The sequence below is a fragment of the Allocatenococcus thiocycli genome (assembly GCF_921292965.1).
GTDB classification, from domain to species: Bacteria; Pseudomonadota; Gammaproteobacteria; order Enterobacterales; family Vibrionaceae; genus Vibrio; species Vibrio natriegens.
Window position 1 is genome coordinate 82772 of record NZ_CAKLCK010000043.1, and the last position, 21779, is coordinate 104550.

At 45.6% G+C, this 21779-nt stretch carries 17 protein-coding genes; 6 read left to right on the forward strand and 11 right to left on the reverse strand.

The genetic code is table 11. From position 1 onward, the window contains the following. Window positions 1-152: 152 nt before the first annotated feature. Together L9Q40_RS17765 and L9Q40_RS17770 are read right to left on the reverse strand one after the other, a co-directional pair. Window positions 153-1472 carry an alpha-L-fucosidase gene (locus L9Q40_RS17765; RefSeq protein WP_420659051.1) on the reverse strand — a complete coding sequence of 440 codons (1320 nt, stop codon included), beginning with the start codon at window positions 1470-1472 and terminating at the stop codon, window positions 153-155. A 282-nt stretch (window positions 1473-1754) separates the two neighbouring features. Continuing rightward, window positions 1755-2507 carry a DeoR/GlpR family DNA-binding transcription regulator gene (locus L9Q40_RS17770; RefSeq protein ID WP_498794105.1) on the reverse strand — a complete coding sequence of 251 codons (753 nt, stop codon included), beginning with the start codon at window positions 2505-2507 and terminating at the stop codon, window positions 1755-1757. Window positions 2508-2838: 331 nt separating this feature from the next. On the opposite strand from L9Q40_RS17770, the gene L9Q40_RS17775 reads away from it, so the two are divergent. After that, the gene (locus tag L9Q40_RS17775) at window positions 2839-4662 is read left to right on the forward strand and encodes an alpha-L-fucosidase (RefSeq protein WP_498794106.1); all 1824 of its coding nucleotides are present in this window, start codon (window positions 2839-2841) and stop codon (window positions 4660-4662) included. A 230-nt stretch (window positions 4663-4892) separates the two neighbouring features. Here L9Q40_RS17775 and fabB read toward each other — a convergent pair whose 3' ends face one another. Next, complete coding sequence (gene fabB / locus L9Q40_RS17780; protein WP_014232616.1) at window positions 4893-6104, reverse strand: beta-ketoacyl-ACP synthase I; 1212 nt, start codon at window positions 6102-6104, stop codon at window positions 4893-4895. A 129-nt stretch (window positions 6105-6233) separates the two neighbouring features. Here fabB and mnmC point away from each other — a divergent pair, with 129 nt between their 5' ends. Continuing rightward, on the forward strand, window positions 6234-8252 hold the full coding sequence (gene mnmC / locus L9Q40_RS17785; RefSeq protein ID WP_498794108.1) for a bifunctional tRNA (5-methylaminomethyl-2-thiouridine)(34)-methyltransferase MnmC2/FAD-dependent 5-carboxymethylaminomethyl-2-thiouridine(34) oxidoreductase MnmC1: 2019 nt from the start codon (window positions 6234-6236) through the stop codon (window positions 8250-8252). 188 nt (window positions 8253-8440) lie between these two features. Here the strand turns inward: mnmC and L9Q40_RS17790 are convergent, their stop codons facing one another. The 3 genes from L9Q40_RS17790 to L9Q40_RS17800 all read right to left on the reverse strand — a co-directional run bounded on the left by L9Q40_RS17790 (window position 8441) and on the right by L9Q40_RS17800 (window position 9922). Further along, window positions 8441-8965, reverse strand: a complete 525-nt coding sequence (locus L9Q40_RS17790; RefSeq protein ID WP_020334576.1) for an NADPH-dependent FMN reductase — start codon at window positions 8963-8965, stop codon at window positions 8441-8443. A gap of 147 nt (window positions 8966-9112) precedes the next feature. After that, a complete protein-coding gene (locus tag L9Q40_RS17795; protein WP_014232619.1) occupies window positions 9113-9376 on the reverse strand; it encodes a YfcL family protein in 264 nt (87 codons plus the stop codon). A gap of 15 nt (window positions 9377-9391) precedes the next feature. Beyond that, window positions 9392-9922, reverse strand: coding sequence for an elongation factor P hydroxylase (locus L9Q40_RS17800; RefSeq protein WP_498794109.1), 531 nt, complete (start codon window positions 9920-9922; stop codon window positions 9392-9394). 263 nt (window positions 9923-10185) lie between these two features. Between L9Q40_RS17800 and L9Q40_RS17805 the strand changes: the two genes are divergently transcribed. Continuing rightward, entirely contained in the window at window positions 10186-10809 is a 624-nt protein-coding gene (locus L9Q40_RS17805; RefSeq protein ID WP_014232621.1) for a trimeric intracellular cation channel family protein, read from the forward strand. Between the two features lie 60 nt (window positions 10810-10869). On the opposite strand, the gene aroC is transcribed toward L9Q40_RS17805, so the two are convergent. After that, complete coding sequence (gene aroC, locus L9Q40_RS17810) at window positions 10870-11955, reverse strand: chorismate synthase (protein WP_014232622.1); 1086 nt, start codon at window positions 11953-11955, stop codon at window positions 10870-10872. 190 nt (window positions 11956-12145) lie between these two features. Next, entirely contained in the window at window positions 12146-13078 is a 933-nt protein-coding gene (gene prmB, locus L9Q40_RS17815) for a 50S ribosomal protein L3 N(5)-glutamine methyltransferase (protein WP_014232623.1), read from the reverse strand. Window positions 13079-13140: 62 nt separating this feature from the next. Between prmB and smrB the strand changes: the two genes are divergently transcribed. After that, window positions 13141-13671: an endonuclease SmrB gene (smrB, locus tag L9Q40_RS17820; RefSeq protein ID WP_014232624.1), complete on the forward strand. Its 531-nt coding sequence runs from the start codon at window positions 13141-13143 to the stop codon at window positions 13669-13671. A gap of 80 nt (window positions 13672-13751) precedes the next feature. On the opposite strand, the gene sixA is transcribed toward smrB, so the two are convergent. Beyond that, window positions 13752-14216, reverse strand: a complete 465-nt coding sequence (gene sixA, locus L9Q40_RS17825; protein ID WP_014232625.1) for a phosphohistidine phosphatase SixA — start codon at window positions 14214-14216, stop codon at window positions 13752-13754. Between the two features lie 375 nt (window positions 14217-14591). Between sixA and L9Q40_RS17830 the strand changes: the two genes are divergently transcribed. Beyond that, window positions 14592-17369 (forward strand): insulinase family protein, encoded by a 2778-nt coding sequence (locus tag L9Q40_RS17830; RefSeq protein WP_498794111.1) that lies wholly within the window; start codon window positions 14592-14594, stop codon window positions 17367-17369. 123 nt (window positions 17370-17492) lie between these two features. Next, window positions 17493-17744, forward strand: a complete 252-nt coding sequence (locus L9Q40_RS17835; RefSeq protein ID WP_498794113.1) for a CG2 omega domain protein — start codon at window positions 17493-17495, stop codon at window positions 17742-17744. A 70-nt stretch (window positions 17745-17814) separates the two neighbouring features. On the opposite strand, the gene fadJ is transcribed toward L9Q40_RS17835, so the two are convergent. Beyond that, the gene (gene fadJ, locus L9Q40_RS17840) at window positions 17815-19926 is read right to left on the reverse strand and encodes a fatty acid oxidation complex subunit alpha FadJ (RefSeq protein WP_498794114.1); all 2112 of its coding nucleotides are present in this window, start codon (window positions 19924-19926) and stop codon (window positions 17815-17817) included. Next, on the reverse strand, window positions 19926-21233 hold the full coding sequence (gene fadI / locus L9Q40_RS17845; RefSeq protein ID WP_498794115.1) for an acetyl-CoA C-acyltransferase FadI: 1308 nt from the start codon (window positions 21231-21233) through the stop codon (window positions 19926-19928). The genes fadJ and fadI overlap by 1 nt, the downstream gene beginning before the upstream one ends. Window positions 21234-21779 lie beyond the last annotated feature (546 nt).

Here is a 21779-nt window from a genome sequence, read left to right on the forward strand (position 1 = left end):
CGAGCACCGCCCCATATTTTGCGACAAAAGCCGACGACAATTAACTGCGCTGGGTAACGGTTTAACTTGTACCTATACCTATAAAGTCAATAGGCAACAAGGCTTTACCCATAACCTTGTTATAAAAATCCACCAGCTATTAAGTAGCAACCCTATGATTGCTTAAGTAGAACTTCAACAACGGTATCCTTTTCTTCAGGCAATGGATATCCGGCGGTTACTTTCTTATCAAAAAAGAAAAATGCATTTTCATTGTACTCATGCAGGTTCCAAAAAAAGCTCTCTTCTATCTCTGAACCGTCTTTAAGCAATCTCATTCGGTCAATTTTATTTGCCATATTAGGTAAACATACCGCACCAATTTGTTCTTCCATCACATGGGCGTATAACTTATTGCCTTTTCTTGTGAAGCGTCCCCATTCCGGCTTTGGTAGCTCTGCATAGCCACACCCATAGATACTTTCACCATTGTCAGCTAACCATTCGCCCACTTCCTCTAAAATCGCTACGGACTTCTTCGGGATTCTTCCTTTGGCATCTGGCCCTACATTTAAAATCAAATTGCCATTTTTACTGACACATTCGACCAATGTACGCACAACCAACTTAGCTGACTTATAGTGATTGTCATGTGCATGATACCCCCAATGCCTATTAAGAGTTATGCAAGCTTCCCATGGTATATGATTCCCTGCTTCATCTCTTATTCCTTCTGGTGGAATCATTTGTTCTGGCGAATCGAAATCTCCTGAGTACGGGGTTGGATTAAGAGTTCTTATTGAACCAGCCGTTTCTCCACTGCCTTCCAATCGATTGTCAATAACCACATGAGGCTGAAGCCTTCTCACCATCTCAATGAGTTTTGATGCTTTCCATTTTTCACCATTCATATCATCATATGAAAAATCAAACCACATAATATCTAGATGACCATAGTTGGTGAGAAGCTCTTCTATCTGATTGTGCATATACCCTAGGTAGTTATCAAAATCATGGTCCGTACCTTTATAATCTTCACACTGTCTCATTGGATGATGTGTATCTCCAAAATGTGGATAATCCGGGTGTCGCCAGTCTATAAGTGAAAAATACAACCCAACTTTGATACCTTCATCTCTGAAAGCTTGTAAGAACTCTTGAACCAAATCTCTTTTACAAGGTGTGTTAGTCGATTTGAAATCAGTATACTTAGAATCATATAGACAAAAACCATCATGATGCTTAGCCGTTAATACGGCGTATTTCATGCCTGCTTTTTTAGCTAATTTTGCCCACTCTTTAGGGTTGTATTCCTTGGCATCAAACTCATCAAAATATTTATCGTAGTCCTCTTTTGGCATGTGCTCATTGCTTCTTACCCACTCACCTCTTGCTGGAATCGCATAGAGCCCCCAATGAATAAACATCCCAAATCTCGCCTCACAGTACCACTGCGTGCGCTCGGTTCTTTCTTTTATAACTAAATTTTCCATAAGTATTTACCTAATTACTTTTCTATAGCGATATATCGTTTTATTCGTGGCAAAAACAAACACCTAAACTTAATGCACCAAAGGCTGCATAAGGTATGCGAGGAATATCGTTGCCGTAGCTGGCAGCGATCATGTAATGAATGGCGGGAATGTCCTTGTTCAGAGTGGAAATAGCGGCGCGGGCGAAACACAACAACTTGGATTTAACGTAATGGAGATATCTTCCGTTTCGTTTTATCTCTTCTTATTTCTGGTTTTGTGGTTTGTTTTAAGTCAGCTAGCTTATCCATCAATAACCAGAACCTGGTTTTTCTTTAGGCACTGCCGTAACTTACTGTTTACTCGGCAGTCACTGATAAAGATATCTATCTCTGTGGCATCACAAATCTTGATCAGCCCCTTTTTGCCTATTTTGCTCGTATCGGCAAGCAGTACCACCTGAGCCGCACAACCCAACATGCGACGCTTGATGGAGGCATTTAGTTCGTTAGACTCCCAAACGGCTCCGTTTTCATCGACCCCACTGCAGGACAGTAAAACCACATCCAGATTCAGACGGGACAACGCCTGTTCGGCAATAGGGCCGTGAAAGGCAGAGTATTTGACGGAAAAACTGCCCCCAGTGACAATGACTGACACCTGTTCTTTTGATGCTATACATTGCATTATGCCAGTGGAATTGGTTACCAAAGTGCACGCCATATCGGGCATCTGTCGGGCAACGTGCAGACAGGTAGAGCTGGCATCCATTCCAATGACGCTTCTCTCGATAAGGTAGTGCTGTGCATGCTTTGCCATTACATGCTTAGCTTGTGCGTTTAACTTCTGTCGTGAGGAGAATGTCTGGCCTATGTCACGAGTCTGCAGGCTGACTGCACCACCATGAGTACGACATAACAGGCTGTGTTTTGCTAATGTATTCAGATCGCGGCGTATGGTCTCGACAGAGACGCCATACTTGTCAGCTAACTCCTCAACCTTAACCTCACCTTGCTTTCTGACTTGATCAACAATGTAATTTTGTCTGTTGTTCATTCTCTAAATGCCACTTAATGAAACGTCATTTCAATAAAGCAGATGTTAAGTTGAAAATTATAAGCACAGCACACGTTCAAACTGTTTGTGCGATTAATATCACGCAAGTCCGGGCAAAGTGGGCGTTTTGGTTGAAGGATCACCATGAGTTGATGACTGATTTAAAATGGTAACGGTTGAAACGGGCATTAACGTGCATTTGGTAAGACCGTATTTACATCAACAAACCAAAGTTAGCGTGAGAAAGCTCGCATCTAACTGCACCTGACTCTATTAAATCAAACAAAATAATTATTATGAAAAGGCATTTCATAAATTAGACAGGTGTATCATGACCAAGCCCACAGCAGGTGAGCTGACAGGAACAAGCAGCCAGGCTACAAGCCAGTTGGACAATCGCAATGCCTTTACTGGCGTCAGTAAGCAGGGACTGAACCGCTGGAAAAAAAATACCTTTGGCATGTTTATCCACTGGGGGCTTTATTGCCACCGGGATCTGGCCGGGTATTATCAGGGACAATACTACGACATCATTAGCGAATGGCTGCCCCACTTTGCCCGTATTCCTATGCGGGACTACAAAGAATACGCTTCTGACTTTAACCCTAGCGAATTTGATGCCGACCAGGTAACAGCGTTGGCCAAATCAGCCGGGATGAATTATATGGTGGTCACAGCTAAGCATCACGACGGGTTTGCCATGTATCACAGCCCATCACATCCTTTCAACATCACAGACGCCACACCGTTTCAACGCGATCCAGTCGCGGAACTCAGTCAAAGCTGTCGTCATAAGGACTTGGATTTTGGCCTGTATTATTCGCATGTGATCGACTGGGAGAACGAAAACGCGGTGTCAAAAGCCCCCAATGACTGGGATTTCAACCCAGACCAAGCCAATTATCAGGAATACTGGAATAACAAGTGCGTGCCTCAGGTTAATGAATTGCTTGAGCAGTACGGAGATCTATGCTCGCTGTGGTTTGATATGGGAGGCTTTGATGTACAAGAAGAAGCTGACCACGTACGTCGGATCGGCGAACTGATGGCATTAATCCGGAAAAAACAGCCTGATGCGGTGGTTAACAGCCGAGTTACGGCACCGGAATGTGAGTACCAGTTGGATTGGGATATTAAAACCGGCCATGATAACTACATGGAGCCACTTTATATCAAGCCATATTACTGGGAAGGCATTGCTACCAGTAATGACAACTGGGGTTATAGCCGCAACGACAACAATACCAAATCCAGTAAGGATCTGATAAACCAGCTGTGTTCCGTAGTCAGCCGGGGCGGAAACTTTCTGCTCAATATAACCCTGGATCATAACGGGCGCGTTCCACAGCCTCTTGTACGATTACTTGGTGAGATAGGCCAATGGATGCAGGTGAATCAGGAAGCGGTGATCGATACAGAAGCTACCCCGCTTCAAACCGGCTTCAACTGGGGCGTGGTAACACATAGACCAGCCACCAATAAGCTGTATCTGCATGTGCAGCGTCAGCCAGAGCAAAACGTTATCTGCTTACATAGTCTCAACAATCGAATCAAACAGGTGCGATTGCTTGATAATCAAATCAAAGGCCATGTTTCCTATTTGCAGAAAACACATACGGATACGGGCATTACGGCCAGCACCCTCAACCTGCAATTCGAGCACAATTATGATCGGATGCCTCTGGTGATCGAGCTGGAGTATGACGGTGAGCTGGACATCAGCCCTATCATCCATCAGGACCGACTGGCCAAAGTGCGCCTGGACACGCTCAATATCGCTCACTTTGATCCTGAAAAACTCACTTACCGCTGGACCTTCCACGTTGAGCGCCCGGGCCGGTTCGCCTTAGATCTGGTTTCTTTGGAAACCATGCATCATAAAGACCCTCAATGGGTACACAACGGTAAAACCGGTCACATAAGTTGTGCGGATCAGTCTTGGGAGTTTGAGCTAAACCTTGACAAAACAGACGCCAACGATGCCCAGGTACCGTGGAAAAACATTCACAGTCGCTTGGGCGAGCTGCATTTTCCCCAAGCCGGTGAATATACACTGGAGATCAGCGAGTTGCCGCTGGCTATCGATCAGTCTGAGAAATATGGTCAGGATTACATTAATCTTGAATATCTGCAGTTGGGCCCCCGCTTGGCGTGAGCCTGAAATTTGCTGATAACTCGGTGAGGTGTGACTCTTATTACACAAAATAAAAAGCCCGGCATTAAGCCGGGCAAAGTTCCAGAACAAAAGGATCTTATCCCGCTCTCCTTGGGATAAAGTCTGCGTCTGTTCGACCAGTTAAACTGATCAAGCTCTGGAAACTGGTTTGTTGGGACACTTCTTCGTCTGACGAAAGGCCCCAACAATTTCGATTAGCGGTGTACTGACTAACCTTGGTATTTTTTGATAACTAGCGTTGCGTTAGTACCGCCAAAGCCAAAGCTGTTTGACATTACCGTATCGATCTCAGCATCACGAGCTTCAGTTACGATATCCAGACCTTTCGCTGCTTCATCCAAGTTTTCAATATTGATGCTTGGAGCAATGAAGTTGTTGTCTAGCATTAGCGTCGAGTAGATTGCTTCGTGAACACCAGCCGCACCTAGTGCGTGACCAGTCATCGCTTTTGTCGCAGAGATTGCAGGGCTGTTTTCACCAAATAGCTCTTGAATCGCGCCTAGCTCTTTCACATCACCTACAGGCGTAGAAGTACCGTGTGTGTTGATGTAATCGATGTGGTCAACGCCTTGCATTGCCATCTTCATACAACGAACAGCACCTTCACCTGATGGCGCTACCATGTCGTAGCCATCAGAAGTCGCACCGTAACCTACGATCTCACCGTAGATTTTCGCGCCACGTGCTAGTGCATGCTCTAGTTCTTCGATAACCAGCATACCGCCACCACCAGAGATAACGAAACCGTCACGGTCAGCATCGTACGTACGAGATGCTTTTTCTGGAGTGTCGTTGTACTTGGTAGAAAGTGCGCCCATCGCATCAAACATCATAGTTTGAGACCAATCTAGCTCTTCACCACCACCCGCAAATACGATGTCTTGTTTACCAAGCTGGATTAGCTCCATAGCGTGGCCGATACAGTGTGCAGAAGTTGCACAAGCTGAACTCATTGTGTAGTTCACACCGCGAATTTTAAACGGTGTAGCAAGACACGCAGAAACAGTAGAAGACATGGTACGTGGAACCATGTATGGACCAATACGCTTCACGCCTTTCTCACGCATCGTATCTGTCGCTAGTGTTTGGTTTAACGCAGAAGCACCACCAGAACCAGCAACAATACCAGTACGATCGTTTGAAACTTGATCGTCAGATAGGCCAGCGTCTTCAATTGCCTGCTGCATTGATAGGTATGCATAAGCAGCCGCATCACCCATAAAGCGCATCTGTTTACGGTCGATGTGTTCCGCTGGGTTAATTTTCAGATCACCCCATACTTGCGAACGAAGACCGTGTTCTTTGAACTGCTCAGATGCAGTGATGCCAGATTTGCCCGCTTTAAGAGACGCTAGAACTTCTTCGACGTTGTTACCGATACTTGAAACAATACCCATACCGGTGATTACGACTCGTTTCATTATGACATTCCTATAATTCAAAAATCCGCTAGATAATAACTAAGATAGTCAACAAAAGTGGTCAGCTTTCCTATAAATTCGTACAATCGTCCTATTGTTACCGTGCCAAATCACAAAATTACGACCAATATGACTTCAATAAAAAACGCAGAACTGGGTTGGAACGAATCTGGTACGCCAGTTTCTGACCAATTTGATGATGTTTACTTCTCTAACGTAAACGGTCTTGAAGAGACACGCTACGTTTTCCTCAAAAAAAATCATCTCCCAGAAAGATGGCAGGAGTTTGACCAACGACGCTTTGTCATTGGTGAAACCGGATTTGGCACTGGATTAAACTTCCTAGCGGTATGGCAGTGGTTTAACGAGTTTCGTCGTGAAAACCCTGAGGCAACATTAAAAGAACTGCATTTTGTCAGTTTCGAAAAGTACCCTCTGAGTCAAACGGATCTAGTAAAAGCCCATCAAGCGTGGCCAGAGTTAGCAGAGTATGCCGCGAAACTGCAAAAACACTACCCAGCAGCAGTACCAGAGTGCCATCGAATCGTGTTAGAAGATGGCGCAATCACCCTCGACCTGTGGTTTGGTGATATCAAAGACTGCATGCCACAAGTACCTTATGGTGAATCAGGCTTAATCGACGCTTGGTTCCTGGATGGTTTTGCACCTAGTAAAAACCCAGAGATGTGGAATCAGAATCTGTTCAACGGCATGGCAAAACTGGCCAAGCAAGATTGTACTGTCGCGACCTTTACTGCTGCAGGCTTTGTGCGTCGTGGCTTGATTGATGCAGGCTTTACCATGGCCAAAGTAAAAGGCTTTGGTACCAAACGCGAAATGATCGCTGGCGCAATGGAACAGCGTCAAACCCACACCAATCACTTACCCTGGTTTAACCGAACAGCGGCAAGCCATTCTGACTCAATAGCCATCATTGGTGGTGGCATAGCAAGCGCAACCCTGGCAAAAACATTAAGCCGTCGTGGTAAAAACGTCACACTGTATTGTAAAGATGTTCGACCAGCAGAAGGGGCATCGGGTAACCGACAAGGTGCCGTTTATCCACTACTTAATGGCCCTCACACTGGTGTGTCGCGTGTGTTTGCTCCTGCCTTTTTATTCGCTCGTCAGTTTATTGAGCAAACGGCGGAAGAAATCAGTTTTGACCATGAGTGGTGTGGCGTAACTCAACTAATGTGGGATGAAAAATCCGCTGCTAAGCTAGAAAGAATATTAGAAGGCAATTTCACACCTGACCTCATTCAGAAGCTATCGGCAGAAGAAACAGCCGAAACCATTGGCTTACCTATCGATATACCTTCAGTGCACTACCCTTTGGGTGGTTGGCTTTGTCCTGCCGAGTTAACCCGTGGGCTGATCGCTCAGCTTGAAAAAAATGACAATTTCGAAGCCAAGTTTGAACACAAAATCGACGCGCTCACTTGGAATGAAGAAAGTCAAAGCTGGGCACTAACATCGAATGGTCAAACCTTTGAGCATTCTACTGTCGTGATTGCCAATGGCCATGAGTTCCAAACGTTGAGCCAAACTGCGGCTCTGCCGATGGGTCAAGTGAAAGGTCAGGTCAGCCACGCACCAGCGACAGAAACGCTGTCTAAGCTGAAATCGGTGCTTTGCTACGATGGCTACATGACGCCTGTTAACCCAAAGAATAAGCAGCTCTGCATTGGCGCAAGTTACGATCGCAGCCACTTGGATTACGAGTTTGATGCCGAAGCGCAACGCGACAATGCTGACAAGCTCGTCAAGTGTGTGCCAAATCAGACATGGACCAACGAGGTCGACATAACAGGAAACTTATCACGCCAAGGAATTCGCTGTGTGAGTCGCGACCACTTGCCATTTATTGGTAATGTAAGTGATTTTGAGTCAGTTAAAACACAATACGCAAACTTGCAAAACCAGAAGGAAGAGGAAGTAGAAGCAATTCATCAGTTCCCTAACCTATTCTGCTTTTTAGGACTGGGGTCCCGCGGATTGAGCTCTGCTCCACTAATGGCAGAACTGCTGGCTTCACAAATTTGTGGCGACCCTCTGCCATTGCCTGTAGAAGTGTTAGCTGAATTGCATCCAAGTCGGATGTGGGTTCGTAAGCTGCGCAAAGGTAAGGCGATTACTGAACTTTAGTTAAGTTTTGGCAGAAACAAAAAGCGTGGTCAAGGAGCTTGTAACAACGATGCGTTATTAGAGGCTTCCAGACCACACTAAACTCAAAGGAATGACTGTGCTTAGAGATAGGTGGGGGCTCTTACCATTCACTAAACACGAGTATCATTCCCGAGAAATAATAACTGTGGCAGTAAATCCTGGCTGGGTTACGCCAATTGAGCGACTGCTTGTTGTACTTGCTCAGCGATTTCTGCATTTAGACTTGCACCGGTTTCTACGTCAAAATTCTCGTAGAAATTTGGCACTGACACAGACGCCTTAACATCTGCACCAAAGAACTGAGCAGAACCTGTTGCCGCTGCCAATACGCTTTGTGCGCCACCAGGGCCTGGAGAGGTTGCGAGATAAACCACTGGCTTGTTTTGGAATACATTACGTTCAATACGCGTCGCCCAGTCAAACAAGTTTTTGTACGCTGCAGCGTAAGAACCGTTGTGTTCAGCAAAAGAAACCACGATTGCATCCGCTTGTTCTAGCTCTCTTAAGAAGGCGATAGCACCCTCTGCCTGGCCGATCTCTTTCTCTGTATCTTCACTAAACATTGGAACTTGATAGTTGTTTAGGTCCAATACATTCACTTGCGCGCCTTCAACTTGATTGGCTGCGTAAGTAGCAAGTACTTTGTTGATTGATGTTGAGCTGGTAGAAGCAGCAAATGCGACAATTTTCATGGTTGTATCCTTTTGTTCACTCTTTATGCCATCAGAATAAAAGTTAAACAGTTTGCCAACAACCACAAAAATTTTACGGAGAGATTCAAATTTTTCGAAGTAGTACGTAGGTCTACTTCGAAACAATTAGAAATGGGGTAGGAATAATTAAGCTTGAGCCTGTAGCTCTTGCCATAGATCGCTAACAATAATGCGATCGGATGGACTTAGCTCTGTACGAGCTTCATCTAAACTGTTGGCGATGCGAGCTTTCAGCTCTTCAATATCATTGATGCCTTCGTCTTCACACGATGCAGCAGATAAAGAGATGTGACCACGCAGATAACCACCAGCAAACAGCTCGTCATCTGATGCTGTTTCAATTCGAGCATCAATCAGTTCCAGTAGTTTTTCTTCAAATTCAATAATCATGGAGTATCTCTGAGGTTATTTAACGATAAAGTCAGACGCTTCCAGCGGCTTAGTTTGGTAAAAAGAGCGTAGCGCTTCAGACAGCATTTTCACTCGTTGTGGCAATCCTGCCTCCAGAATACCTAACACTTCGTTATGCACTTTATGCATAAAACCAAGCCTATCTGGTTCAAAATCGCCGTGTAGATTGTCACAACTGACAGTAAAAGGGAAGCCAGCACTTTTAGACAGTACCCACTCGTATGCCTGAGGGCGAACTTCTACTTTCTCAAACTCAGCCTGAACCTCAGCCGTTCGGCCATCCGGCTCGTACCAATAACCAAAATCCTCCAATAAACGACGCTCAGGGCCAGCTACACACCAATGCGAGATTTCATGAAGTGCAGACGCATAGAAACCACGAGCAAAAATAATCCGGTGGTGAGGTTGCTCTTCATCCGCAGGAAGGTAGATAGGTTCATCTCCACCCAGCTCTAATTTCGTGTTAAAAGGTTCTAGAAATGTGTCGTTAAATAGGGTGATAAGGTCTTGATAGTCGTGGGTCATCATCGATTCTGTATTTCATACGGACTTACGCTGCGCATTGTCGCTGTTTTTATCCAGCTCGTAAAGCCACACAACAGGTTTGGTTATTAGCTGGATTAATCTGAAACCTTACTTCTCGATACAATTTCTCATTCGTCACAGATCACATTTCCCACTACACTCTCGCAATATTTTATGCTCTCAGATGAGTAGAGCGTATTGATAGGTTTGAGGCACTTTCCCATCGCTTCAAGCCTGGTTGTATTTGATGTTGAGTGTCCCTTATGCTGCTAAGTGTGTTGTATGTCATTGGTATCACGGCTGAAGCCATGACTGGTGCGTTAAGTGCCGGACGAAGAAAAATGGACTGGTTTGGAGTTATGTTGGTCGCGAGTGCCACTGCCATCGGTGGCGGCACCGTGCGTGACATCTTATTAGGGCACTATCCGCTCGGCTGGGTAAAAAACCCGGAGTTTCTCGCCATCACTTGCCTTGCAGGAATTTTAACAACAGGGCTAGCGAAGTGGGTGATCAAATTAAAAGGTCTGTTTATTCGTCTCGATGCGTTAGGCTTGATCGTCTTTAGTATCATCGGCACTAAAATCGCACTGGATATGGGGCTGCACCCTGGCATCTGTATGGTGTCTGCATTAGTGACTGGCGTATTTGGCGGACTACTTCGTGACCTGATTTGTCGTCAGACTCCGCTAGTACTGCATGAAGAGCTCTACGCATCCGTAGCCTTAATCGCTTCTGGGCTGTACTTAGCATTATTAGAATTTAATGTGCCGGACGTCACGGCCACTATCGTAACGCTGGTGGTTGGCTATGTGTTACGTATGGCAGCGGTTCGATTTAAATGGCGTTTGCCATCTTTCCATTTGGAAACCGAAAGCTCACTTCATTAAACATGCAAAACAAAAAAAAGGTTGCCAACAAGGCAACCTTTTTTGTATTCAAAACAATGGTTAAATCTTTGGCGTCTCTGTCGTCACACCAAAGTTCTGACCACGGTGACGAAGCAAGTGATCCATCACAACAATCGCCAGCATTGCTTCAGCAATAGGTACCGCGCGGATACCAACACATGGGTCATGACGACCTTTAGTGATCAGCTGAGTCGGCTCACCTTCTTTGGTGATAGTGTCACCCGGAACCGTGATGCTTGAGGTTGGCTTAAGCGCAATATTTGCCACAATATCCTGGCCAGTAGAAATACCACCAAGAATACCTCCAGCATGGTTACTGCCAAAACCTTGTGGAGAAAGCGTATCACGGTGCTGGCTGCCGCGTTGGTTGACGACATCAAAACCATCACCCACTTCAACACCTTTCACCGCGTTAATGCTCATCAGCGCATGCGCAATATCTGCATCTAAACGATCAAAGACTGGCTCACCAAGACCAACAGGCACATTGGTTGCGACAACCTGAATCTTCGCACCAATTGAGTCGCCTTCTTTTTTCAGGTCACGGATAAGCTGATCAAACGCTTCAACTTTATCAACATCCGGACAGAAGAATGCGTTGTTTTCAATTTCATCCCAATCCACTTTGTCGATAGACACATCACCCATTTGTGATAGGTAAGCGCGGATTTCTACGCCGAATTCGTCCTTCAGGTATTTTTTCGCAATCGCACCTGCCGCAACACGCATTGCCGTTTCACGAGCTGACGAACGGCCGCCACCACGATAATCACGAATGCCGTATTTTTGATGGTAAGTGTAATCTGCGTGCCCTGGACGGAATTTATCTTTGATCTCAGAATAATCTTTCGAGCGTTGATCGGTGTTCTCAATCAACAGACCGATTGATGTACCCGTTGTTTTACCTTCGAACACACCTGAAAGAATTTTAACTTCATCCGGTTCACGACGCTGCGTAGTGTAACGTGATGTGCCAGGACGACGACGGTCCAGATCGACTTGCAGATCTGCTTCTGTAATTTCTAACCCCGGCGGGCACCCGTCTACGATACATCCCAGTGCGATACCGTGACTTTCCCCGAATGTCGTCACTCGGAAATGTTGTCCGATACTGTTTCCTGCCATTACTTCCTCAAGTTATTGTCGCCACGCCTTCTCAAATCGAGGCGCAACTGCTTATCAATTCTTCGTGGATTCATAGTGGCTCTATTACGTTTTGATGTAAAGAGTAAATATTCACTTAATCTTGATGAATTCCGCATAAAAAAACACCGAGCACTAGGCTCGGTGTTTTAGAAAATGATGGGTATGGCTATTAGTCTTTGTACAGTTTGAACTCTTCTGCACATTCCACTAGTTGATCACGAGTCAGCATGAATACACCGTGGCCGCCATTTTCAAATTCAATCCAGGTAAATGGAATCTGTGGGTATTGATCCATCATATGAATCATAGAGTTACCCACTTCACAAATCAGGATACCGTTGTCTGTCAGATAATCCGGTGCATTAGCCAAAATACGGCGAACCAGTTTCAGACCATCCGTACCCGCAGCCAGGCCAAGCTCTGGCTCATGCGTGAACTCGTCTGGCAGGCTGTTCATGTCTTCTTCGTCCACGTACGGTGGATTTGACACGATCAGGTTGTATTTCTCTTTTGGTAAGTCACGGAACAAATCCGAACGCATTGGGAATACTTGCTGTTCCATGCCGTGGTCCTGAACGTTTTGCTCAGCCACTTGCAGTGCATCCGTCGAGATATCGATAGCATCAACTTCTGCTTCTGGGAACGCGTGCGCACAAGCAATCGCAATACAGCCACTACCCGTACACATATCCATGATACGAACTGGCTCTTCCACTAACCAAGGTTGGAATTCTGCTTGGATCAGTTCACCAATTGGAGAACGCGGCACAAGTACACGCTCATCTACGAAGAACTCAAGACCGCAGAACCACGCTTTGTTAGTCAGGTATGCGGTAGGTGTGCGATCGTTGATGCGTTTTACTACACGCTCAACAATACGCATGCGCTCGCTGGTTGTCAGGCGAGAGCTCAATACGTGTGGAGGCACATCGATCGGCAAGTATAACGTTGGCAGGATAAGCTGCACGGCTTCATCCCACGCGTTATCAGTACCGTGACCGTAAAACAGGTTCGCAGCATTAAAGCGGCTGACCGTCCAACGAATCATATCTTGAAGGGTATGTAGCTCAGATACCGCTTCTTCTACAAAAATCTTATCCAAAATTGCCTCCGAAAAGCGCTACAATACTGCTAATAAAATTTATTAATAAATTTGTTTACCTAATGAGCAAAAAAGACACCGAACACGATGACGATTTCGCCTTGTTTCAGGAAGCAGTACAGGGCGTAAAAAAGTTGCGACAGGATACCATAATCCAGCAACCAAAAAAAAATACTAAGCAAAAAGAAATCAAACGCTCAAACCGTGAAGCGAGTGATTCAGAATTTTACTTTTCTGATGAGTTTGTCCCTCTTCTCAATGAAGAAGGGCCGACTCGCTATGCACGTGACGACGTTTCCACCTATGAGGTAAAACGTCTACGTCGTGGTGTTTATGTGCCCGACGTGTTCCTCGACATGCATGGTATGACTCAGCAGGAAGCAAAGCGCGAATTAGGCGCGATGATCGCGTACTGCGTAAAGAACGAAATTCACTGTGCTTGCGTTCAGCACGGGATTGGCAAGCATATCCTCAAACAAAAATCGCCACTGTGGCTGGCTCAACACCCTGATGTGATGGCCTTTCACCAAGCCCCTTTAGAGTTTGGGGGTGACGGTGCGCTGCTCGTCCTTCTCTCGATTCCAGAGAAGTAAAAATTCGTTCAATAACAATCTGTTTTCCATAATAATAAAGGCAGGATATTCCTGCCTTTTGATTAAATTTGGTTCAACGCTTATGGCGTGATATGCCACAACACCTCACCCTGCTGGGTTTGAGGATCGTATTCGACACAAACCAATCCGGATGTCGGGAACATTGGTGGAGCCATATCTCTCACAAACTCTGCCGTTAAATATCCGACTAGCGGTAAATGCGAAACAAACAGCAACGACTCAAGCTTTTCAACTTCTATGAGGGCATTAGCATAGTCGTATACGCATTCAGATTGTCCGTAAGGCGTGATATCTTCAAACGTTTCAATACTTTGGGCCGAAAAGTGTTCGCTGACTTCTTGCCAGGTTTGTTGAGCACGGATGTACGGGCTCACGAGTACTTTGTCGAATTGAGCACAACCTTGTTCTTTGCACGCTCGGGCGACAGCTTGTGACTCATCTCTGCCTCTTTGGGTCAGTTGCCTAGCTGCGTCAGAATCCGCAAAGTGTTCGGCTTCGCCATGACGCATAATGAATATTTTCATGTTATTTCCTATGGATAGCTAACGCTACCAAAAGGTTGACTGCTATCTTTATAAGATATTCGGGGCTAATTTTAATAATGTCGAAACATAAATACTGATATAATTGTCTGTTCATTATACCAATTAGCTTGCCAAAGATAGCGACTTTCTTAACAATCTATTAAAAAAGAATATACTCAGTTCATCACCGCTTTGGCTATGCCATGAACTCAGTGCATTCCTTCAAACAGCCCTACCCATACGCAAAAGCGATGGGCCTATGCAGTAGTCTTACGAAAAACAAAAACGCAGGGAGCAGTATTTGTCGACGCGCAACATTTGCGCTGCCCCACTCAGGGTTCATAATTACTGTAATGCGAAATCTGGAGACGCATCGTGCACCTAAGTCCTAACGATTCAAATCAATACCGCTACATTACGCTGAGTAATGATTTGCGCGTATTGATGATTCATTCCGATACAGCTCAACAATCTGCAGCCGCTCTAGCAGTGAACGTCGGACACTTTGACGATCCTGATGATCGCCAAGGTTTAGCGCACTATTTAGAACACATGCTTTTTTTGGGTACGGAAAAATACCCTAAAGTAGGCGAATTTCAAAGCTATATTAGCCAACATGGTGGTACAAACAACGCTTGGACAGGAACAGAGCACACCTGTTTCTTTTTCGATGTCACTCCAAATGCCTTTGAAAACTCGCTAGATCGCTTCAGCCAATTCTTTACCGCACCTTTATTTAACGAGGAAGCATTAGACAAAGAGCGTCAGGCCGTCGATTCAGAATACAAGCTAAAACTGAATGACGATTCTCGTCGTTTGTATCAGGTTAATAAAGAAGTCATCAATCCAGAGCATCCATTTTCAAAGTTTTCCGTAGGGAATATTGATACGCTCGGCGACAGAAATGGTAAGTCTATTCGTGACGAAATCGTCGAGTTCCATCATTCTCAATACTCTGCTGATTTAATGACGCTAACGCTGTTTGGCCCTCAATCCCTTGAAGAGCAGCAAGCGTGGGTAGAGCGCATGTTCGCGGCCATCCCTAATCATCAATTGAAAGGTAAATCGATTGATGTACCTATTGGCACGGAAAACAGCACCGGAATCTTTGTCCAGATTGAGCCCATTAAGGAATTTCGCAAGTTAATTTTGACTTTTCCCATGCCGGGAATGGACGAGTATTACGGCACAAAACCCCTCTCCTATTTTGCTCATTTACTGGGCTATGAAGGGGAAGGCAGCTTAATGATTCAGCTTAAGAGTAAGGGATGGATCACTTCTCTTTCTGCTGGAGGCGGTGCAAGCGGCAGCAATTACCGTGACTTTACCGTGAGTTGTACACTTACACCAACAGGCCTCGACCACGTCGATGATATCGTTCAGGCAGTATTCCAATATTTAACCTTGATTCGTCAAGAAGGCATGGACGAATGGCGCTACCTGGAGAAACAGGCAGTGCTCGAATCTGCATTTCGTTTTCAGGAACCGTCAAGGCCGCTTGATTTTGTTAGCCACCTTGTCGTCAATATGCAGCACTATCAGCCGGAAGATACCATCTACGGCGATTACAAAATGGCAGGTTACGACGAAGCGCTGCAACGTGATTTGTTGAATTACTTGAGCATCGACAATGTAAGAGTAACGCTGATTGCCAAAGGGTTAGACTACGATCGTACCGCAGAATGGTATTTTACTCCGTACTCAGTGACGCCATTTTCCAGCGAGCAAAAACGTTTCTTCCATCAAATTGACCCACGTTGGCAATTTGTACTGCCCGAGAAGAACCCGTATATATGCTACAACCTTGATCCTATGCCTCTGGAACACGGCAACTCCCTCCCCGAGTTAATTGAAGACTTGGAAGGTTTCCGCCTATGGCATTTACAAGATGATGAATTCCGCGTGCCTAAAGGCGTGCTCTATGTAGCGATAGACAGTTCGCATGCCGTCGCTTCACCTAAAAACATCGTCAAGACTCGTCTCTGCGTAGAGATGTTTCTCGACTCACTCGCACAAGAAACTTATCAGGCCGAAATTGCTGGCATGGGCTACAACATGTATGCCCACCAAGGTGGCGTGACGCTGACTTTATCCGGCTTTAGCCAAAAACTTCCCCAGCTATTAGAAATGATTTTGCGCCGCTTTGCCGCTCGTGAGTTCAGCCAGGCTCGATTTGACACAATCAAACAACAGCTACTCAGGAACTGGCGAAACTCAGCGCAAGATCGCCCTATTTCGCAACTGTTCAACTCGTTAACGGGATTATTACAGCCTAACAATCCACCATTTGCGACGCTTGCTGAAGCACTGGAGCAAATTGAAGTCGATGAGTTGTCGGTGTTCGTAGAGTCGATTCTCGCCGAATTGCATGTAGAAATGTTTGTCTATGGCGACTGGCAACGCCAGCAAGCGCATGACATGGCCACCACATTAAAGGATGCACTGCGAGTCAAAGAGCAGCGCTATGAGGAAGCACTTCGACCATTGGTAATGCTGGGTCAAAACGGCAGTTTTCAGCGTGAAGTGCACTGTGACCAGCAGGATTCCGCGGTCGTCATTTATCATCAATGTGAGGATATTGAGCCATGCAGTATTGCGCTTTACTCTCTGGCAAACCATTTGATGTCAGCGACATTCTTTCACGAAATACGCACTAAACAACAATTAGGCTATATGGTCGGCACGGGAAACATGCCACTTAACCGCCACCCGGGTATCGTTCTTTATGTCCAGTCGCCAAACGCCGCGCCTGCTGAGCTCGTCACTTCTATTGATGAATTCTTAAACGCGTTTTACATGGTGCTTTTAGAGCTCAATGATTATCAGTGGCACACCAGTAAACGTGGCTTGTGGAATCAGATAGCAACACCGGACACCACATTGCGCGGTCGAGCTCAACGCCTTTGGGTCGCAATAGGTAACAAGGACACTGAATTTAATCAGCGAGAAAAAGTGCTGGCGGAACTGAAAAAACTGACTCGCGCAGATATGATTCGTTTCGTAGTCAATGAGTTAAAACCGAGAACAGCCAATCGATTGGTGATGCATTCGCAAGGTCAGGCTCACGCTGACGAACCTCGTATCCACCTAGGACAAGAAGTAGGCTCTATTGAAGAGTTTCAACTAAGACCAAAAGATTGTGGATTAGGGTAAGAGACTGTTGTTTTAGATAAAATTGGCAGAAATTTGAAATAACGTCAATGCAGCTTATGCTCTAATTAACTTATGTTTCAATTGGCTTATATTCAAATATAACAACTCGCACATGAGGCATCTATGAAAAAATTCCTATTACTTGCAGCAGTTCTCCTTCCATTCGCATCAGCTCATGCAGAAATCACAGTGAAAGGTGATGACTTTGAGCTAAGTAAAGACTGTGTTCGCTTGAGCGGTGACAATATCTCGGTGAAATCAGATGACTGCACTTCTAAGAACTGGGATAAGGACAAAAAGGGTAACTCCAGCGTTCATGGTGATGGCAACCCAGGTAAAGGCCACAATAAAGATAAGAAAGACAAGAAGAACTAATTTCTTTTACCTATTGGAAAGGCTTGCGAGGTGCAAGCCTTTTGTTTTCAACGTTGTTCAGCGCTGAGTATTAATAAAACGTACGTTCTTCGCCCGCTCGGGTGAGTAAGCCGTCACAAGGTGCAAATCGGTCACCGTATTTCGATGCAAATTCATTCATTTTCTCGACCAGCTCTTTCAAGCCATACTGATCCATATAACGGAAAGGACCACCCAAGAATGGTGGGAAGCCAATACCGAAAATCGCACTAATATCACCATCGCGTGGCGAACGAATAATACCGTCATCTAAACAGCGTACCGCTTCATTCAACATTGGCAGCACACAGCGCAGTGCAATATCGTTATCGCTGAGCTTAGACTCAGGCTCAAGTTTCAATAGCTTATAGACAGACTTATCGACTTCTTTCTTCTTACCTTTGTAGGTGTAAAAGCCTTTGCCACTCTTACGGCCTTTACGACCGTCGTTAAGCAAAGTATCGAATACATCCGGACCTTTGAAACGCTCGCCCAATTCATTGACCAGAATCGGCATGATTTTAGCGCCAATATCCACGCCTACTTCATCAAGCAGTGTGATTGGCCCAACCGGGAAGCCAAAATCCAGTAACGCATTATCTATCTTTTCTATCGGCTCGTTTGCCAGCAAGATATGCGCAGCTTCGTTCATGTAAGGTGCAAGAATGCGGTTTACGTAGAAGCCAGCTGTGTCCTTGACTACGATTGGCGTTTTGCCCTGTTTCTTGGCTAACGCAACAACCGTAGAAATGGTTTCGTCTGATGTGGTTTCATGCGGGATAACCTCCACCAGCGGCATTTTCTCTACCGGGCTGAAATAGTGAAGACCGACAATATTCTCTGGACGTTCAGCTTTTTCTGCAATTTTATGGATTGGCAGTGACGATGTGTTGGTCGCAAAAATGGTCTCTGGCTTCGCGTTTGCTTCAATATCCGCGACCATTTGCTGTTTTAAATCAAGGTCTTCAAACACCGCCTCAATAACCACATCGATCTGGTTGAAACTGGTGAAGTCTACACCACCCGAAAGCTGCATCATTTTTGCTTGGAGATCCGCTTTAGAGAGAATGCGACGCTTACGTTGCTTGTCGAACAACTTGTAGTTGTAGTTCAGCGCATTTAAGACACCGTCATTGCTCACATCTTTAATTCGAACCGGCACTTTAGCTTTCGCAACGGAGACATGACTAATGCCAGCGCCCATCAAACCGCCACCAAGTACACCGACTTTTTTCACGGCAGCAGGCTTAGCATCCGTGCCGTGTTCTTTCTTCATCTCTGTGGTAGCAAAGAAGATGGAACGCAGCGCTTTCGATTCTGAGCTCATAACCAGTTCGCCGAAGCGCTTCGCTTCAAGCTCCTGGCCTTTAATGAACCCTTTCTCCAAACCATGCTGGATCACTTCCAAAATCGCCACTGTAGCAGGATAATTGCCTCGGGTTTTTTCGTTGGTTTTCTTCGCGGCTTGCTCAAATACAAACTTTCGCCCTAACCCGCTGCCCGACATCAGCTTTTCTTTGGTCGACTGCTTTTTCTTACCTTTGCTTTTGCCTTTGTCGATAAATTGCTTAGCGACATCAAGCAAAATAGTCTCTGGTACACAGTCATCTACTACTCCCAGCTTTTTCGCTTTTTTAGCGCGGAGCTGTTTACCCGTCAGGATTAAATCAAGTGAAGGTAACAGACCAATTAGTCGAGGAAGTCGCTGTGTACCACCAGAGCCTGGTAGCAAGCCTAACTGTACTTCTGGCAGACCTAAACGAGTGATGTCGGATTCCGTACAGACACGATAGTCACACGCCAGAGCAAGCTCTAAGCCGCCTCCGAGACAAGGGCCATGAATAGCAGCAACGACCGGATAAGGCAGGTCAGACAATTGTTGGAAGAGTTCTTGTCCTTGTTTTGCCAACGCTTCCGCTTCGCTTGCGGTGGTACATGCGTCAAGCATGCGTACATCGGCACCAGCAACAAAGTTATCTGGCTTCAGGGAATGAATGATCATCCCTTTGACTCCAGTTGAGTCTTTTAGCTGTGCGAAGATTTCCTGCATATCTTCAACAAAAGCCGCCTGTAGCGTGTTCATCTTTTCATTAGGCACATCAATTGCCAACCAAGCGATATTCTGCTCGTCAATCTTCAGACTAAATGCTTTTTGCTCGCTCATTACTCAACCTCCAGAATCATTGCTGCACCAAGACCACCCGCCGCACATGCGGTGTTCAATGCAATACCACCACCTCGACGTTTTAGCTCGCGCAGTGTTTGCGTCATCATGCGCGCGCCCGTTGCTGCAAACGGATGTCCATAAGCAATCGAGCCACCAAGTACGTTGAATTTATCCATGTCGATTTCACCAATGGCTTTTGAACGGCCAAGGTTTTCTTGAGCAAACTTATCAGAGGCAAACATTTTCACGTTAGCCAGCGCTTGTGCCGCAAAGGCTTCATGCATATCAATCAGTGTCAGATCCGACAATTCCAGCCCTGTATTTTCCAATACCTTCGCCGTCGCGTAAGAAGGACCCATTAACATGTCGGTCTCTACGCCAATAGCAGAGAATGCGTAGCCGCGAATGTAGCCAAGGATTTCCATACCAAGCTCTTTCGCTTTACCTTCGCGCATGAGCATCACAGTTGCACCACCATCAGTCAGAGGCGTGCTGTTTGCTGCGGTTACGCTGCCATATTGACGGTCAAATGCTGGGCGAAGTTTTGCGTATCCTTCTAACGTTGAGTCATGACGAACGTTATTGTCTTCTGAAATCCACTTTTTATACGGTTCAGGGAACGCAGTCATGACTTCGCCTTGAATCTTGCCCTCTTTCCACGCTTGCGACGCCAGAGTATGAGAACGGTGTGCTAGAGCATCTTGCTCTGCACGAGAAATACCGTGCGTTTTCGCCATCTGCTCTGCCGTTTGCCCCATCGACAAACCCGTCGAGTACTCAGCAACCGCAGGAGGAACTGGCATTAAATCTTTAAAGCTAAGGTTTCTAAGCACATTGAGCTTTTGGCCGAGCGTTTTGGTCTTGCTGAGAGCCAGCAGGTTGGCTGCAAGCTTTTTGGATACGCCAATCGGTAGTACCGATGAAGAGTCAGCGCCACCCGCGATACCGATATCAATCGTGCCTGCCATGATGCTTTCCGTAACATTAACGGCGGCTTGAAAACTCGTGGCACATGCGCGAGTCACACTGTAAGCATCGGTATGGACGTTCATTCCCGTCCCCAATACGATTTCACGTGCAATATTTGGTGCCTCTGGCATTTGTACAACCTGTCCAAATACCACTTGTTCTATTAATTTCGGATCAAGATCGGTTCGAGCAAGCATTTCACTTACTACCATCTTCCCTAAATCGACTGCTGGCACTTGGCTAAATTCCGTGCTTTGACGAGCAAAGGGAGTTCGAAGCCCCGCGACAATAGCAACGCGTTCACCATGACGCGTCTTTACTTCCTGCTTGCCCATTGTTTCTCCTTAATTAACAAGAGGTCTGACCTGATGCATTGTAATCAACTTGTTAAATTTATCAAAGGTGCGTTTAGATAAACGTGAAGCAAGTAGATCAATTACTCTAAATCAACACCAATAGCGATTTTAAAACGTTACAATGGCTATAAGTCACCTAATATCTCGATTTAAGTAAACTTTTCGCCAAGTGTAATAAAGATTGATCACAAACCGGATGCCTAGATAAATACTAGCTTTTGGCTTTTATTGATATGAAATACATTATGCTGACGGCGCGATTAACCGACTATGAACAATGAAGATAGTTGAATAAGAACTGGGTTAGAAAGCGAAATTTAGGTAAAAAAAAACCACACAGAACTGTGTGGTCGGAATATCTATAAAAACAATTAACTTACGCCAATTGAACATTAATCAGTTTCCTGATTAGGAGAAAGTAAAGTCAGCCTTCAAAAGGAAGTGTCATCTTGCTCAACATGTTAGTCACAAGGACTAACGAGATGACAGGAGTAACTATAACCGCTTTACTGATCGAGTTTTTGA